The 17,014-nt window shown below is 38.5% G+C and carries 13 protein-coding genes and 1 pseudogene; 1 reads left to right on the top strand and 13 read right to left on the bottom strand.

All coding sequences use genetic code 11. The features are described from left to right. Positions 1 to 89: 89 nt before the first annotated feature. The 9 genes and pseudogenes from ES711_RS04400 to msrB all read right to left on the bottom strand — a co-directional run bounded on the left by ES711_RS04400 (position 90) and on the right by msrB (position 6,455). Positions 90 to 1,310, bottom strand: a complete 1,221-nt coding sequence (locus ES711_RS04400; RefSeq protein ID WP_146890568.1) for a bifunctional alpha/beta hydrolase/OsmC family protein — start codon at positions 1,308 to 1,310, stop codon at positions 90 to 92. A 13-nt stretch (positions 1,311 to 1,323) separates the two neighbouring features. Then, entirely contained in the window at positions 1,324 to 1,842 is a 519-nt protein-coding gene (locus ES711_RS04395; RefSeq protein ID WP_146890566.1) for a peptide-methionine (S)-S-oxide reductase, read from the bottom strand. Further along, entirely contained in the window at positions 1,842 to 2,123 is a 282-nt protein-coding gene (locus tag ES711_RS04390) for a DUF427 domain-containing protein (protein WP_146890563.1), read from the bottom strand. Before ES711_RS04390 ends, ES711_RS04395 begins: the two co-directional genes overlap by 1 nt. 91 nt (positions 2,124 to 2,214) lie before the next feature. After that, a complete protein-coding gene (locus ES711_RS04385; RefSeq protein WP_146890560.1) occupies positions 2,215 to 2,910 on the bottom strand; it encodes a hypothetical protein in 696 nt (231 codons plus the stop codon). Positions 2,911 to 2,995: 85 nt separating this feature from the next. After that, entirely contained in the window at positions 2,996 to 3,490 is a 495-nt protein-coding gene (msrA, locus tag ES711_RS04380) for a peptide-methionine (S)-S-oxide reductase MsrA (protein ID WP_146890557.1), read from the bottom strand. A 78-nt stretch (positions 3,491 to 3,568) separates the two neighbouring features. Next, positions 3,569 to 5,131: a protein adenylyltransferase SelO gene (locus ES711_RS04375; protein WP_146890554.1), complete on the bottom strand. Its 1,563-nt coding sequence runs from the start codon at positions 5,129 to 5,131 to the stop codon at positions 3,569 to 3,571. Between the two features lie 18 nt (positions 5,132 to 5,149). Next, entirely contained in the window at positions 5,150 to 5,380 is a 231-nt protein-coding gene (locus ES711_RS16465) for a GNAT family N-acetyltransferase (RefSeq protein ID WP_262713416.1), read from the bottom strand. A gap of 60 nt (positions 5,381 to 5,440) precedes the next feature. Next, positions 5,441 to 5,980 (bottom strand): annotated as a pseudogene (gene msrA / locus ES711_RS16460) (peptide-methionine (S)-S-oxide reductase MsrA); the annotation flags it as partial. A gap of 16 nt (positions 5,981 to 5,996) precedes the next feature. Further along, positions 5,997 to 6,455, bottom strand: coding sequence for a peptide-methionine (R)-S-oxide reductase MsrB (msrB, locus tag ES711_RS04365; protein ID WP_146890551.1), 459 nt, complete (start codon positions 6,453 to 6,455; stop codon positions 5,997 to 5,999). 146 nt (positions 6,456 to 6,601) lie between these two features. Between msrB and ES711_RS04360 the strand changes: the two genes are divergently transcribed. Continuing rightward, on the top strand, positions 6,602 to 7,879 hold the full coding sequence (locus tag ES711_RS04360; protein WP_146890549.1) for a Pycsar system effector family protein: 1,278 nt from the start codon (positions 6,602 to 6,604) through the stop codon (positions 7,877 to 7,879). Here the strand turns inward: ES711_RS04360 and ES711_RS04355 are convergent. The 4 genes from ES711_RS04355 to ES711_RS04340 all read right to left on the bottom strand — a co-directional run bounded on the left by ES711_RS04355 (position 7,876) and on the right by ES711_RS04340 (position 16,910). Then, a complete protein-coding gene (locus ES711_RS04355) occupies positions 7,876 to 10,260 on the bottom strand; it encodes a GAF domain-containing protein (RefSeq protein ID WP_146890546.1) in 2,385 nt (794 codons plus the stop codon). The genes ES711_RS04360 and ES711_RS04355 overlap by 4 nt on opposite strands. Positions 10,261 to 10,960: 700 nt before the next feature. Then, positions 10,961 to 12,634 carry an alpha-amylase family glycosyl hydrolase gene (locus ES711_RS04350; RefSeq protein ID WP_146890543.1) on the bottom strand — a complete coding sequence of 558 codons (1,674 nt, stop codon included), beginning with the start codon at positions 12,632 to 12,634 and terminating at the stop codon, positions 10,961 to 10,963. Positions 12,635 to 12,636: 2 nt separating this feature from the next. Further along, the gene (locus ES711_RS04345) at positions 12,637 to 14,517 is read right to left on the bottom strand and encodes an alpha-amylase family glycosyl hydrolase (protein WP_146890541.1); all 1,881 of its coding nucleotides are present in this window, start codon (positions 14,515 to 14,517) and stop codon (positions 12,637 to 12,639) included. 5 nt (positions 14,518 to 14,522) lie between these two features. Next, on the bottom strand, positions 14,523 to 16,910 hold the full coding sequence (locus ES711_RS04340; RefSeq protein WP_146890538.1) for a glycoside hydrolase family 31 protein: 2,388 nt from the start codon (positions 16,908 to 16,910) through the stop codon (positions 14,523 to 14,525). Positions 16,911 to 17,014 lie beyond the last annotated feature (104 nt).

Here is a 17,014-nt window from a genome sequence, read left to right as displayed (position 1 = left end):
AATTAAATTTTTTGAAAGAATCGTTCTTATGGTACTATTTACAAATGTATTTTATTATCGTCACAACTCGAACGGAACAACTGTATTATTTATGCGATGACTTCTGTGTCTATAACAATATCATTTAACAGGGTTTTATGTACCGGGCATTTGGACGCAATCTCGGCCAATTTCGCTTTTTTGGTTTCATCCAATTCTCCAACAAATTTGAGCTTCTTTAAAAGATGATCAAACCGCGTTGGTTTCTCTCGACCTTGCATTAAATCTTCACTATGTTTTTTAGAATAGGTGATGTACACAAACACTTCCTGTAAATCCCATTCCTTTCGTTCAGCATAGAGTTTTAAAGTCATGGCTGTACAAGCAGCCAATCCGGCGCTTAAAAAATCGTAAGGTGATGGTCCAAAATCATCGCCCCCAAAAGAAACAGGTTCATCAGCAACAAAATTATGATTCTTAGTTTGAATGAAGGTTGTAAAATTATCTTCTTTTAAATTTAAATGGGCGACCAATTGCTGATCTTCAGTGTCCAAAATCTTGTTGTCATGAGTGTCAAAATAGCGTTGTACCCACGCTCCAATCATGTTGCCCACATACATACTATCCTTTTCCTTCAATAATAAATGATCGGCATCATTAAGACTGATAAAACTTTTGGGATGGAAGGCATTTACAAATAACTGTTGGGCATTGTCAATTCCCACAGTTTTGTCAAAGGGGGCATGCATGATCAGAATAGGTTTGCGAAGTTGTTTGGTAATTTCAGGCAAATCAGTTTTATCAAAATCTTCTACAAACTCTTGATTGATTTTAAATGGACGTCCACCAATATTCACTTCAACATCGCCCTTTTCAGCAATTTCATCAAATTGGTGCGAAAAATGACGCTTCACATGCTCTGTAGTTGCGGGAGCCCCAATAGTAGCGACCGCTTTTACTGTGTCAAGCTGTGATGCGGCCACAATCACTGCGGCACCACCCAAAGAGTGACCCACCAATAAGGATGGTGCTTCAAAATGTTCAGCCATATAGGCATTAACCGCCAATAGATCCTCCACATTTGCCGAGAAATGACTGTCAGCAAATTCACCTTCACTTCTTCCCAAGCCCGTAAAATCAAAGCGGACTACCGCAAAACCATGTGTAGTTAAAGCCCTACTGATATTTTTAACTGGTTTTAAAGAACTACTACAGGTAAAACAGTGGGCAAAAATAACATAATTATGAGGCTTCTGATTGGCAGGAATTTCCAAATACGCTTGCAATTGTAAGCCTTTAGAATTTTTTATATTAAGTTTAGTGCTTTGCATGATACGTTTTTTTTTAAGCTTTTAAATGACTCGTTTTCTCGTGGTCAACAAATTCTGAAAACTCCTCTAAAAGTAATTTAAGTTTTGGATTGATGTAGGTTTCACAAAACGGTTTCCAAGGATTCTTATAATAGTAATTGGTGATCTCTTCTCGAGAGGGTTCAAAAAACTGAAACGGTAAAACCCGGGTGATGAATTTGTAGTCATGCTCATTTTGGAATACGTCCATTATCTCCTCTACTCTTTTATGCTGAACAGTGTCAAAAGTGTAAATAGCAGAACGGTATTTCCCCCTCATGGAATGGTCAGATTTACTGTTATGGGTAAGCAAATGTATCTCAATCAAAGTGTTTAGCGTAACGCATTTACCATTAAAATGAACGATAACAGCTTCAGAAAGGCCACTATCAGTATTGGTGGAAGCCACAAAACCTTGTTCTACCAATGCCACACCTTTTACCGATTGGAATACGGCTTCCGTACACCAGTGACAGCCGCCGCCAAATCCGATTTTTGAGGTTTGAGAAATCATTACGGCTGGATGTCAATACCTTTCCAAAAAGCAACATGGTTTTTGATGGTTATAGCATTCTCAGAAACCTCAGGATAAAACCAAGCGGCATCTTTATTTTGCTTCCCATCAACTTCTATGGTATAATAGGATGCGACACCTTTCCAAGGACAGGTGCTCTGGGTTTCACTTTTTTTAAAATAGTCTTTAAAGAGGCTGCTGTGGGGAAAATAATGATTGTTTTCTATCACGACAGTCGCATCACTTTCTGCTAAAATGGTATTGTTCCAAATGGCTTTCATAACTTCGCTTTTTATATCACTTCTAAAATACAACACTATTTATAAGCAACCATCTAAAGCTGAGAAAAGCACAGTTTAGTGTATTGTATAATTAGCGCTTCACCTCACATACACATCTAAAACCTGTATACTGATACCCTGAATCATCTTGATATACTTCATCGGATAACGTCATTTCCTGAATAGGAAATCGCGTATATTTATCAGCGATATCGTCTTTTTTTATTTTAAATAATTTTCTTTTAAAATCAACTGTTGATTTTGATTCTGAGAAGAAATCAAAGGCTTCTATAAGTTCAGTTTTAGTTGCTAATCGATAGCTTATTTTATCTGACATTTCTGCAAGAGCAGAATCAAAACCATTATTTTGCCATAAATAAGCAACCATTTCCGTCCTCCAATTACAAAAATCAGTGGCAAGTATTTTTGGTACATTTAAAACCGGATGCTCACTAAAACGAAAGTTGTTGTCATAACCAAGTTTAAGTAATGCAGGAGAATGCTGATATAACAAAGTCAAATTTGGTATTATATAATTTATGGGAAATTTCTTTATTATTTCGGTATCAGGTGTGTTTTCTGCATATTTTTGAAATGAGGCATAGCCCTTTGCATCTAACTCCATTTTCACCACGAGATACTCTTCAAACATTAAATTCGATACAGGAATAGCATCAATGTAAACACTATCATTCAGCTTAATAGTTCCTGGAGGATTTGCGACTTGTTGTTGTGCATTTAAAAAACCGATGTTGCAAAGAACCATTAACATAAAAAATTTGCGCATACGTTATAACAAGGTTTTATTACATGTATATTTAATGGGCTTTTTTAAGCTCATTTAACAAATAGAAGCCCTTTTAATTAGAATATCAAATAAAAGGCTGATCAAATCTCTCAAAATGACACGTATACCCATTTGGCTTTTTAACTAAATAATCTTGATGCTCAGGTTCCGCCACCCAAAAGGTAGAATACGGCTCTAAGGTGGTCGCTACTTTGCCATCCCATTTATGAGAGGCATTCACAATGCTGATGACGTCCTCAGCTTCAGCTTTTTCTTCATCATTTTGAAAAAATATGGCAGAACGGTAACTTGATCCAACATCATTACCTTGACGATCAACGGTGGTGGGATTGTGAATCCTGAAAAAATAATCTAAAATTTGCTTAAATGATGTTGTTTCAGGATCGTAAGTAATTTCAATCCCCTCCGCATGTCCCGGATGGTCGCTGTAGGTTGGGTGCTCATTTTCTCCACCAATATATCCTACTTCTGTGTCTTTAATTCCTGGACGGCCTCTGAAAAGATCTTCCATCCCCCAGAAACATCCGCCGGCTATATATGCTTTTTTATAAGTGTTCATTTGTATATTTTTATAAATTAGTCTGTAATTAAATTCAATATTTTTGTTGACTTTAATGGTGGCATGTACGCAGACCCCTTATGAACTGCAGGACAACATGCTGCATCCTACTTTGTCGCGGGCCCATTCCGGTCGTTTTGCAAACCATCGCTCATACTGAGGCTGTTCATCATACGGTTTTTTCAACATTTGAAACAACTCATCAATGAGTTTATAATCACCTTTATCTGCAGCATCAATGGCGAGTTGTGCCATATAATTGCGCAATACGTATTTAGGATTGACGGTGTTCATGTGTTCTGCCCGCTCTGAATTTGAAACAGATTCCGCTAATAAGCGTTCAGCATAGCGTTCAAACCAAGCGTTCCATTGGGCTCTGATTTTGTCAGAAACTTGGGTTAGTTCATAAAACGCATCGGTAACCAAAAGCAAACCTTCAGAAGGTTGATCTGGTTTAAAACCGCTCAATTTTCTAAAAAAAATGGTCATATCCGTTTCGGTCAATTGCAAGGCATCTTCCAAAGCTTGAATTAGCGTTACATCAGACGCATTATCTGATTGCAACCCCAACTTGCCCCGCATCATCGCGAAGGATTGTATTTCAAAATTGGTGGTGTAAGTTTCCAATATGGTTTCCATTGCTTTAGCATCCTCAATTAATGGGTACAAGGCATTGGCGAGTTGGTACAAATTCCAAAGTCCAATATTGGGTTGGTTGCCATAGCGGTAACGCTTATGTTGATTATCAGTGGTATTTGGAGTCCATCCGTATTCAAAACCTTCGAGCCAGCCATATGGTCCATAATCTATAGTCAGCCCAAGAATGGACATATTATCCGTATTCATCACGCCGTGTACAAAGCCAACGCGTTGCCAATGGATAATCATCTCGAGCGTGCGGGCGCACACCTCAGCAAAAAATTGAATGTAAGTTTCTCTGGAAGGCGCTCCTAAGTGTGGGAAATGTTCTCTTATGGTAAAATCGACCAAAACTTTTAAATTTTTATGATCCTGACGTGCTGCGAAAATTTCGTAACTGCCAAACCTTAAAAAACTGGGTGATACCCGACTCACAATTGCACCTTTTTCGTATTCCGGATTTCCGTTGTACATGACATCGCGCAACACTCGATCTCCTGTTAATGCCAAGGATAAAGCCCTGGTGGTGGGTACTCCTAAATGGTACATGGCTTCACTACACAAATATTCTCTAATGGAAGATCGCAATACGGCCAAACCATCAGCAGAGCGGGAATATGGTGTTTCTCCAGCGCCCTTTAGCTGAACCACCCAATTTTTATCGTCATGGGTTACCTCAAATAAATTAATCGCCCGGCCGTCTCCCAACTGTCCTGCCCAATTTCCAAATTGATGTCCCGCGTAACACATGGCATAAGGTGTCGTAGTCTCTAAAACCTTATTTCCTGTAACGACTTCTAAGAATTCTTGAGTAGCTGCATCCTCTTGAGTAAATCCTAAAGCATGAAGCATGTCTTGGGACACATGCACCAATTCAGGATTTGAAGTTTTTTTTGGGGTAACAAAGGAAAAGCAAGCTTCCGTTACCTGACGCCTTGAGTTTTCAAGATTGGGATCTGAAGGTAATTGTGTGGTGAATTTATTATTTAAGTTTAATTTCATGTGTTGTAAAATGACTGTTTAGCCTATGATCTCATTCCATTCTTCACTGCCTTTAGCTACTGATTTGATGTAGCCACAAACGGCTACTGCCTGATATCCTTCAGTGGTGAGTTTTTCAAAAGTTTTTTCTACAAGGATTTTCCCGATGCCTTGGCCGCGAATATTAAACGGTACTTCACTATACACCAAATGCATCTTTCCGTCTTGCATCTTATAATCTATTTTTGCGGTTTCGCCATCTACTTCCATGGTAAATTGCTGTTGCTCTTTATTATGAATTACTTCCATATTTGTTTTGATTTTAGTTACACTTTTTATTTTGTCAGCATGCATTTGACGTAATTTCTCCAATTTTGGAGAAATGACGAGGCTACAATAGCGTTCGGTAATATTATTGCTGTAGTAATTTTGATGCTCTTCAACGGCTTCATGAAACTTTTCCGCAGGACTGATTTCGGTCACGATAGGATCGTCATAATAAGGCGCAATCTCTTCAGCCACTAACTCAGCAATGCCTTTTTGCTCTGCGTCTTTGTAAAAAACAACAGAACGATATTGGGTGCCCACATCGCCTCCCTGCTTATTTAAGGTGGTTGGATCGTGACTAGTCATAAAGACAACTAGTAGATCTTCATAAGAAATTAGTGTCGGGTCAAAGGTCACTTCAACCACTTCAGCATGTCCGGTTAAACCAGAACAGACTTCGCGGTAGGTTGGCGTTCCCGGTACCGTCCCGCCCATGTACCCTGACACAACTTTGGTAACGCCTTTAAGCTCATTAAAAACCGCTTCAACACACCAGAAACAGCCACCGCCCACAAACATTGTTTCCATTGGGATATCTGACATCGCTTGCTCCATAAAACTACACTATTTTTTTGGAAGTGTCCATAGTCATCGATTCTGAATTAACGCAATAGCGCAATCCACTTGGTTCTGGTCCATCAGGAAATACATGCCCTAAATGTCCGTCGCACACATTGCACATCACTTCCACCCGCACCATCCCAAATGCGGTATCCTTTTCATATTTAATTGCATTTTCCTTGATGGGCTGTGTAAAGCTTGGCCAACCTGAGCTGGATTTAAATTTTATGGTCGAATCAAATAAGGGAGTATCACAACACACACAATTGTACTGACCTTCTTCATAAACGCTACAAAGTGCACCAGTTCCTGGAGCTTCCGTGCCTTTGCCGCGAGCAATCTTGAATTGTTCTGGGGTTAATTGCGCACGCCACTCAGCGTCCGTTTTTTCTACTCTTCTATCGGGTTCCGGATTTCCGTTAACGGCAAAATCCATCACATTTTTCCATCTAAGCATAACGTTCTCAAATTTTTCTTAAAGTTAAAAATTATAACAGGTAGTTGGACGGATTTTAACGTTTTGCATTACAAATACTCGTCAATGTGTTCATTTACTTCATTTATTTTTTAGTAATTTGTGTCACCAACTTTACAAGACATTTTATGACTGATATCATCAAAAAAACTGAAGAATTTGTATTCAATCTTTTTAAGGAAGAATTACCTAACACTTTTCTTTATCATAATTTTACGCATACAAAGAGGGTTTTAAAAAGCACGAATGAAATCATTCAAAATTCAGATATCAGCACTGAGGAAGCGACCATATTACAGCTTGCTGCCTTGCTTCACGATACAGGCTATACCAAAATTAGAGATGGCCATGAAGAAGAAAGTGTGCGCATTGCGACTACCTTTTTACAACAACAAGATGTAGATCAAACGATTATCGATGCGGTTAACCAATGCATCATGGCGACGAAATTTAAAGATACGCCTCAAAATGAATTGGCAAAAATTATCCGAGATGCCGATGCCTCACACTTTGGAAAATCCTATTTTAATGAAGCCAGTGAATTTTTAAGAAAGGAACTTGAATTACAGAATGTCCGCACCTATTCTCCTTCAGAATGGCTTAAAGAAAATATAGAAGTACTTTCTCAAAAACATCAATTCTACACGGATTATGCCTTAAAAAATTGGCAGGTTCAAAAAGAAGACAACTTAGCGGATTTAATTCAATCCAATAAGAAAGAAAAGAAGAGGCGTCAGAAAGAAAAAATGAAGGCGCAATTAAAAGCGAAAGCAAAGGATGCCAGTCCGGAGCGCGCGATTCAATCTTTTTACAGAACGGCACTTCGAAACCATATCAAATTGAGCGATATTGCGGATACCAAAGCAAATATTTTGCTCTCGGTAAATGCCATCATTATTTCGTTGATGCTTTCTACCCTGTTTGCGAAATTTGACAACCCGGCCAATCAATTCTTGATTGTTCCTACCATTATTTTAATGCTTTCGAGCATCACTTCAATGATTTTATCCATCGTTGCCACACGTCCTAACATTACTAGTGGTGAGTTTACCAAGGAAGATGTTGAGAATCAAAAAGTCAATTTAACTTTCTTTGGAAATTTTCATAAAATGAAGTTGGAAGATTTTGAATGGGCCATCAACGAACTTTTAAAGGACAAAGACTATGTATATAGTTCACTCACGAAAGATTTGTATTTCTTAGGTAAAGTTTTGGATAGAAAATACCGCATCTTGAGAGTTACATATACTGTGTTTATGACGGGAATGATTATCTCGGTCATTGCTTTTGCGGTGTCCTTTAAATTTTCACCAACGGCAAATATTGATGAAGTCTTAAAATCTGAAGAGAAAGCAATGCTAATCATTCAGCCCGAAGCTAACCATTCTCACGATTACTTCGTTTAGGACTTGACTTCACTCATAAGATCCTCATAAGTGTAGTAGTGTTGGCCAGCTGAATCTTTATCCTTATGATATAAGATAGGTACACGTATGGCTTTTAGCCCTGTGACTCCCTGCAATTCTTCCAATTCCAAAAGCTCGACTTCCGAGTCGAACACTTTTTTGAATTGTAAAAACTTGATATAATTAAGGTAGGCTTCTTCATCTTCCTTTTGGGAATAAATAATGGTCAATTTCCCCTTGGTAGTAACGCGTTCATCAGTATCTTTAATTAAAGCCTTGTCTACGCGTTTCTTTACAACTTCATAACGCGCATTGTAGGTGCCATCAACATCAAATTGTTTTTCGTCCATTCTGAAGTGAATGGATAACGGCTGGTGGTAAACTAAAATCATCGACGCGACATCAACCGTGGCTGGAAATTCGTGCTGATTTTTGTAAAATTCATTCTCCATTTCTGCCATGACCTGAAGCTGCCATAATCTTAAATTATACAAATACACTTCATTAAAACTTTGGTGTTTGGTGATAGACTCACCGATATACATATTATGTTCAACGCCATCAGTTTTATAGCGTTCAAAATAATGCGGATACATATTTTGGGCATCCACTTGTTTTTGATCTATAACAAATGACATTTTTTTATTGATCAATGCAATCGTGTCGTCGTAGTTTTTACGGTAGTAATATATCAGACCTAATTTCTCATTTATTTTTTTAAAATAATCTTCTACGGCATCTGCAATAGCACCGTTCTTAGTTTTCATAAATTCAAACAAGGGATGGATTTCGTTTTCAAAAAATTTAACAATTTCCTGCTCGGTATCCACCTTAAAATGATCTTCCATTTGTTGCGAAAGCGCATCCATTTGATAGTTGAGCTGTTCATAAATTGGCAATCCTTCCGTTTCTGATACCGTCGCCAAAAGTTTTCTCACCAAGCTTATTTGCAGGGCTAAGTCCTTTCGGGTGGCTAGATTTCTAGCATTTGAAGAACCTTTTACATCAATCTGACCAAATAAGGGATAAACGTCTGTAAAGGCAATTTCACCAAAGGAGACATTATGAGCCTCTGTTCGCCTTTTATCGAGAAAAATACGAGCTTCCTTTTCAAACTTCCACCGTACGCTGGGATGGATAGAAGTGCATTCTTGCTGAATGACAGCTTCAATTAAGTTTTCTTCGCCTTCTTTGGCTCGTAATACTGAGGCCACGATAAAGGGCATCACATCAATTAAAATATTGGCATTAATGCTGTTTAACGCATGCACTTTAGTCGAAACTACTTCCAAAACGCCCAACAGTTCGCCGTTGCTGGCAATAGGTGCCAAAACTGCACTTTTTATGCCGTGGTCGTGCAAGGTTTTATACTGTGCTTCCCCATTGGAAAGTAGGTAATATTTCTCAACATCAGGGATGGAAAAATAAGCATTTTCAGTGATGAGCGCTTTATAGGACGCTTCACAAAGTAAGGTTTTACACGACCCGACATCTTGATTAAAAAGTAAAAAACTCTCTATCCCATCACCCGCAATGCGTTCAAATTGCTCTTCAGATTGATTAAAGGCTACAAATCCAACTTTTACATCTTTAAGACTTAACAAGGATTCAAATAAATGTTTAAAATCCTCAGTAAATTTATGCTTCTGATTACTTGGTGATGATAACAAACTGGATTTGATCTCTGAGATAGACCGATCTTCCGTCACATCAAATATATTATTTATGGTGAAACCTTTAAAAATATAACTTTGTGGCGGGAATTTCGATTTCCATAAGGCCATGTCATCGTAGCTTTCCAACAACAATTCATAATCGGCATCGGTTATTTCTGGTGCATTTTCTGTTTTTAGAATATCTACAAAATCTGCATTGTACAAAATTTTGTAAGTTCTTAAAATGCCGTTGGTGTCAGGGATTTCATAAAAAAATGAGCGCCTAAAATTGATATTATATCCATAATGAAATTTTAGGATAATGGCACAAGCCTCTCTATACATATCATCTTGCGGCTGATTGGTAATCTCTAATTCAAAATCATCTCCGGCATTTTCAATAATTGTTTTGAATCTTTTAGAAGCGTTAAAAATCAAGCTATGAAGCACCACTGAAGCCGTTTTGATTTCGTTTTTAGTAAGTAAGTCATTAAAGGAATCCTCTAAAATAATACTGATTTCCTTCTGATAGGTATAGAGCAAATCGGCATTCTCAAAGCCCTCCCTAAGTTCTGGAGCTGCATTTCCCGCTTCCAAAACGCGCTGTGCTTTTGCCGCCAAAAATGGATCCTTGCTTTCGGCGAGTTGCTCATAGTAATTTAGGAGTTTCTCAAAACTTATCTTTATTAAAAGTGGCAATTCAATATGCGCATTAATATTTGTCATAGGGTATCAATATATTCAAATTTACGATTTTTTGAATAGGGTATAAAAAAAGAATCGTGACGATTAAGATCGTCGTCACGATTCTAGTTTTTTTTAAGAAGAAATCTTTTGGGATTGGAAATGTCACTTCGAGTGATTTTCAAGCACGGTAGTGATTGAAAATTGTATCGAGAAGCGTGCAAAAACTAAAAATTTAGTGATGCAAGGTTCTTAGTACAATATCGATGAAAATTCAGAAACACTGCGGTTCTCGATACATTTTTAGGCTCTCGCCACCGCGACAATTTTTAAAACACTGCGGTTCTCGATACATTTTAAAGGCTCTCGCTAACTCAGCAATTTTTAAAACACTGCGGTTCTCGATACATTTTAAATGCTGACGCTAGCGCGACAGTATTTAAAACACTCGAACTGACAAGCGATGCACATTGTCACTTCGAGTGATTTTCAAGCACGGTAGTGATTGAAAATAGTATCGAGAAGCGTGCAAAAATTTGAAAATTTTGATTTAAGGTTCTTAATATCTCCCGATAGTTATTATATAATCTTCGATTATCCCATTATGAAAACACTGCGGTTTTCGAGACATTTTATAGGCTCTCGCCACCGCGACAAATTTTGAAACACTGCGGTTCTCGATACATTTTTAAATCTGTCGCTCCCGCGACAGATTTGAAAACACTCGAACTGACAAGGCGAGTTATTTCGATTCTAATAAGACAATGTCATATGCTGAATCTATTTGAACGCGACCGTCAATCACTTTTGCCTTTTGGTTAGAATACGCATCATACACTGTTGCACCTTCGTCAAATACACCCGAAACGTCTAAGGTTTTTGTTCCTATAATCAAATCAAGTCCTACTACAACGACATCTTCAAAATCATCTTTCTGATACCTTCTGCTGAAAACATAAGGACTTTCGCTGATCATTTGATGGACACCTGCACCAATAGCAGGGTGATTTCTTCTGAACTGTCCCAATTTCTGCCAATGTTCTAAAACATTTTTTGTTTGATCTTCAGTATTGATACTTTCCCAATTCATAAATGAACGTAAGGTCGCATCTCCAACCGTACCTTCTATCACCATAGATCTTGCAGATTCATCACCATAATACACTTGTGTTGTTCCCGGCGCTAATAACAACTTGGTAGCGGTTTCAAAAGGCTTTTCTCTGTTGGCATCAAACGGTTGACCATCATCATGAGACGATAAGTAATTCAAGATACCATACCCTTTTAAAGGACTTTGAAGAGCATCCGTATATTTCTTAAATAGTTGTTCATAGCTTAATTGCCCTGCATCATATTTGAACTCAAAATTAATCAAACTGTTGAAAGCCTTATCAAAATAATTGATGTGTTTTCCGCCTAATTCATAAGCTTTTCCAGAGGATACGCCATAGCCATAAACTTCCCCAACCAAATAAAAAGCATTGGCATCTAATACCGCTTCTGGATTATTGGCTTTCCATTGATTAAAGGCATAATCACATTCTACTTTAAATTCTTGCCAAACAGATTCCTCAGTATGCTTAACAGTATCTACGCGATAGCCATCAATACCAAATTCCGTAATATAATCCGTAAGCCATTTCATGATATAAAATCGTGGCGCTCTAGGATGCCCAGTACGTTCAAAAAACGCATCCAATTCTGCTACCTCTTGATCATAACGTCCTTCTGCTTTCCATTTTTCCACAAGTTGTGGGGGCAACTCCACGTGGTCATTACTTTCCGTTTTGATGTCGGGCAAATTTTTAACTAGCGTACAGGAAATTGTTGCATCGTACGAGCTATAATCGCATGTGGGATCTGTACGCACCCATTCGTCTGGCCAAACAGAATCTACAGACGTGACAGGCCCGGTATGATTAATTACCGCGTCCAACACCACCCGAATTCCTTTACTATGCGCCGCATCTACCAAAGCCTTTAAATCTTCGTTTGTTCCAAAATTAGGATCAATTGCCGTCCAATCTTTGGTCCAATACCCGTGAAATCCGTAGGTAACACCCGTACCTTCATCAGTACCACCGTGGATTTGCTCCACGATAGGCGTCATCCAAATGGCATTGACACCAAGGTCCGAAAAATAACCTTCTTCAATTTTTTGGGTGATGCCTTTTAAGTCGCCACCTTCAAATCCTCTCAACTTCCCGGCTTCCTGTGTCCGATCAAAATTTACATCGTTCGAACTATCGCCATTATGAAACCGATCGGTCAGTAAAAAATATAAGTTGGCGCCTTCCCAAACAAATGGGGTGTTGATTGTAGCATTTTGATCTGTAGTGTTTGCCATATCCTTTCTTTCTTCTTTACATCCGAAAAAGCAAAATAGTATTATAAAAAAACTTATACACGATTTCATGATTATTGTAATTTTAAGATAAATGATTCTAGAGGTTTTAGTAGAATATTAATACGGCCTTCGCCCTGACTTACATGCAGCTCCGATGTATAAGTCTTATACAGTCCGTCCGTAAATTGATACTTGCCGTCCTCTAAGTTCCAAGCTTTAATGAGGTCAGCAGGAACTTTTAATTCAAATGCTTGTTCCGTATCAGCATCAAAATTTGAAACCACAATTAATTTTTCCTCAGGACTCCAACGGGCAAATGCTAAGGTTTTATCGGTATAGTTTTCAGTGTTTTGACGGTTATAGGTGTGTAAATCTTGATAATTTGCAGCCAACGCAGGGCTGTTGATGGTGAAATTGAGCAAACGTTTATAAAAATCGCGCAATGACTTTTCAGCATCAGTAGACTGTCCGCCATCAAATGCTTTATTATTTACCCAACGCTGGTAGCTTGGCACGCCAATATAATCAAAAATAGACGTCCGCGATGGCTTACCATAGCCTGCATTTTCCGCCCCTGGTTCACCAAGTTCTTGTCCAAAATACACCAAAGTTGGAGCGGTACTAATAGTAGTTGACACTACCATGGCAGGTTTTCCTTTAAGTGCATTCCCAGCAAAATCAGGACTTGCAATACGCTGCTCGTCATGATTTTCCAAAAAGTGAAGCATGTGGTGCTCAATATCTGCTAATTCTTCTTGAATTGGCGGAATATGATCTGTTTTACCCGGACCTTGCATTATGCTCTTAATCGTATCATAAAGCTGAACTTTATCATATAAATAATCCATTTTACCCTTTTTGATATACGCTCTGTACAAATGCGGTTGATACACTTCAGCCAATAAAAAAGCGTTAGGATTTTTCATTTTTATAGCCGAGTTTAAATAGCTCCAAAACTCTACAGGCACCATTTCAGCCATATCATATCTAAACCCATCGACACCTTTTTCAACCCAATACAAAGCAATATCCTTGAATTTCATCCACGAGTTTGGCACCTTTCTCCCTTGCCAAAATTGAAAATGGGCCTTGTAATCTTGGTTATGATAATCCTCAGGTAAACTGTCAAAATCATGTTTACCATCAGGGGAAACGCCGTAGTTAATTTTTACGGTTTCATACCAATCATTCATATCTGGCTGCGATGCTCTAGCACCATTACCAGTCCACAGTGCGGGATTTTCAGCAAATTCACCATCTGATAATGGATGTTTTTCACCACCAAGTGGCTGGTAAGCATCTTTCCATATGGGCACTTTAAAACGCTCACCCGGATTGTAATAAAAATTATTATTTACCTGATATATTACTGATGCATCATCATCCGCACCAAAATCTCTAACCCCTTCTGGATTGGTCAAACCTTCGTAATTTCTGGCAACGTGGTTAGGCACAATGTCAATTAAAACCTTAAGACCAGCGCTATGTGTGCGTGAAATCAAGGCTTCAAATTCTTGTAATCTGTTCTCAGGATTCACTGCCAAATCAGGATTGACATTATAATAATCTTTTACAGCGTAAGGTGAACCTGCGCGACCTTTAACTACGTCAGGATCATCATTCGATATACCAAATGCGGTGTAGTCTGTAATAACGTCATGATGCGGCACGCCAGTATACCAAATATGGGTGACACCCAAATCTTTGATTTCCTTAAGCGCCAAATCAGTAAAATCATTAAATTTTCCTACGCCATTCTCTTTAAGCGTTCCCCACGGTTTATTGGTGGTATTTGTGTTACCGAAAAGACGCGTAAAAACCTGATAAACCACCTCTTTATTTTTTACTTCAGGCATGTTCACGTTGGGTTCTTTCTTTTGAATGGTTTGCTCCCTACAGCCAAAACTTAGGGCGATAAAAAGTATACTAATGAGTAATTTAACGGAGTTCATGCCGGCTATTTTTTAAGTTTAATTTTTATTTCTATAGGTTGTGTTGGATCTAGATCGAATGGCACCACAATTGTTTTTAGGTTTGCGTCCCAATTAATCTTTACTTTTTTGCCGTTGATTTTTAGATATCTCGGTTGCTTTTGTAGGTTATGAACTATCAGTTCCACGTTTTTCGTTTTGGAATCATAATTGGTCATTACTTCCGTTTTCAAAGACAATTTTAAGATGTCGTTTTTAAACGCCGATTCAAATTTTACAATTTCATAAGCGTCGCCTTTGTAAGTGTTGGGTGCTACTCCGTTATCATTATACATTTCACGATCACTCTGTTCAACTTCAGCATCAAAATAGTAATGCACCTCTAAATTGGTGGCGTCATACTCCGCAGTGCTTTGCATTGGTTTTGCCATTGACAAAAAAGCACCACCACGAACGAATGTCGGAATGGAAGCAGTGTTAAGCGCAACGGTTTTTGTTATCCCTCCTTTAAAAATGGCATCCGTATAAAAATCAAACCAATTGCTACCTTTAGGAAAGTACACTTCTTGAGATGTTTGACCCGCTTTCAAAACAGGAGAAATCAGCAGGTCATCTCCCCACAAATAGGTTACTGAATAATCAACTAAATTTTGATTATCTGATTCTTCAAAAAACAATGGTCGCATTAATGGGGTGCCATTTTTATGATTTTGAAAGCTCAAGTGGTAATTATAGGGCAGTAGTTTATAGCGTAATTCTATCGCCTTTTTAGCCAAAGCTTTGGTGTGCTCATCCCAAAAAATAGGTTCTGCAGGCACATCTTCTTGCGCATGCGGACGGTAGATAGGTTGGAAAACGCCGTATTGCAACCAACGTGTATAGAGTTCAGGATCTTGGAGATTGCCCGCAAATCCGCCCAAGTCAGAATGCATATAGCCTAAGCCTTGCATACCCATTTGAAGAGCAATTTCCGGTTGACTTTGTAAACCGCCCCAAGTTCTGTTGACATCGCCTGACCACGGAATCATACCAAAACGCTGGGAGCCAGAATAGCCAGCACGCATTAAAATAAAAGGACGTTGGTTAGGAAAATCGGCTTTATAACCTTCTGCAATCAATCTTGCCCAATCGTGGCCGTAAGTATTATGGACCTCATCGGCAGTTCCTGTGGCGTGAAATAAGTCTGAAGGATGAACTTCAGGTTCGCCCAAATCGCCCCAAATGCCGGTCACCCCCATATCGGCCAGACCTTTATAAATATCCCAAAACCAAGTTTTTCCTTTCGGATTGTAGATATCGATCAGTCCTGTATTTCCGAAATAAAAATCGTAAGTAAACGGTTTGCCCACTGAATCTGTGGCCAAAACTTCTTTTTCAACGGCTTCTTCCCAACGTTTCGACGTGGTCAGTACAAAAGGTTCTGAAACCAATATTGTGTTCACATGATCAGATTTTAAATTTTTGATCATTTGGGTGGGATTTGGAAAAGAATCTTTTAAAAATTCTAAATTCCCCATATGGCCTTGAATATCCTTTCCAAACCAAAAAATATCGATGATGATGGCATCTAACGGAATTTGTTCGTCTCTAAATTTTTGAACAGTGGCTTCTACTTCTTTTTGCGAATGGTAACCAAATCGGCTGGAAAAATTACCTAAAGCCCAACGAGGCGGCAGTGGCTGTTTCCCTGTTAAGTCCGTATAATTATCGATCAAATTGGTCCACGTATCGCCAACAATTACCTGATAGGTCTTTCTACCCGAAATCGTTTCATAAGTTAAGGTATTGTCCTTGTTGCTGTCCAAATCTAAAAATCCGATAGGTGCATTATCAAAATGGACCATATACGTATTGGAGGACATTACAATTGGCATGGTGTAATTCATCAATTCCGAATGGGTTTCATAACCATAGTGTGCACGGTTATAAAGCTCCAATCGGTGGCCACGGCGATTCATGCCTAAAGCACGTGCACCACCACCATAGAGAACTTCATCCTTGGTCAGATTGAATTGAATAGTTTCTAAACTATCATTTTTAACATAGCCTTTTTTCTCAGAAATGACGGGTTTTCCTTTATAACTGTATGCGATTTGGAACGGTTGTTTTTGGATATTTACCGTAATCCCTTCTGTTCGTAATTGATACGATTCCCCAACATTAAGCAACTTAGCTTGTATTGGTTTTGGCTCTAAAACCACCGCATGCGACTGGGCATTGTAAACTTCTCCTTCTGGAATAAAAGTAGTCTCCATGATATGCTCACTAAACGGGGTAATTTTATAAACGCCATCGTTCACTTTAATCTTCAAAACGTTGTTTTTGTAAGCGATGGATTGAAAAGTCCGGTTGTGGTTTTGGGAGAATCCGAGCGTGATGGTGAGAAGAAATGCTATTAAAATGTAGTGTTTCATTTGATATGTTTTACCCTTCCTTCTTTAATTCCTTAACGGGAATTAAATTTACCTTCCCTTTAAATAAGGGAAGGAATTTGGGTGATTTTTTTTTAAACTAGACC

Source organism: Gelidibacter salicanalis (genome assembly GCF_007997285.1).
GTDB lineage: Bacteria > Bacteroidota > Bacteroidia > Flavobacteriales > Flavobacteriaceae > Gelidibacter > Gelidibacter salicanalis.
This window is presented reverse-complemented; position numbering and strand designations above follow the sequence as displayed.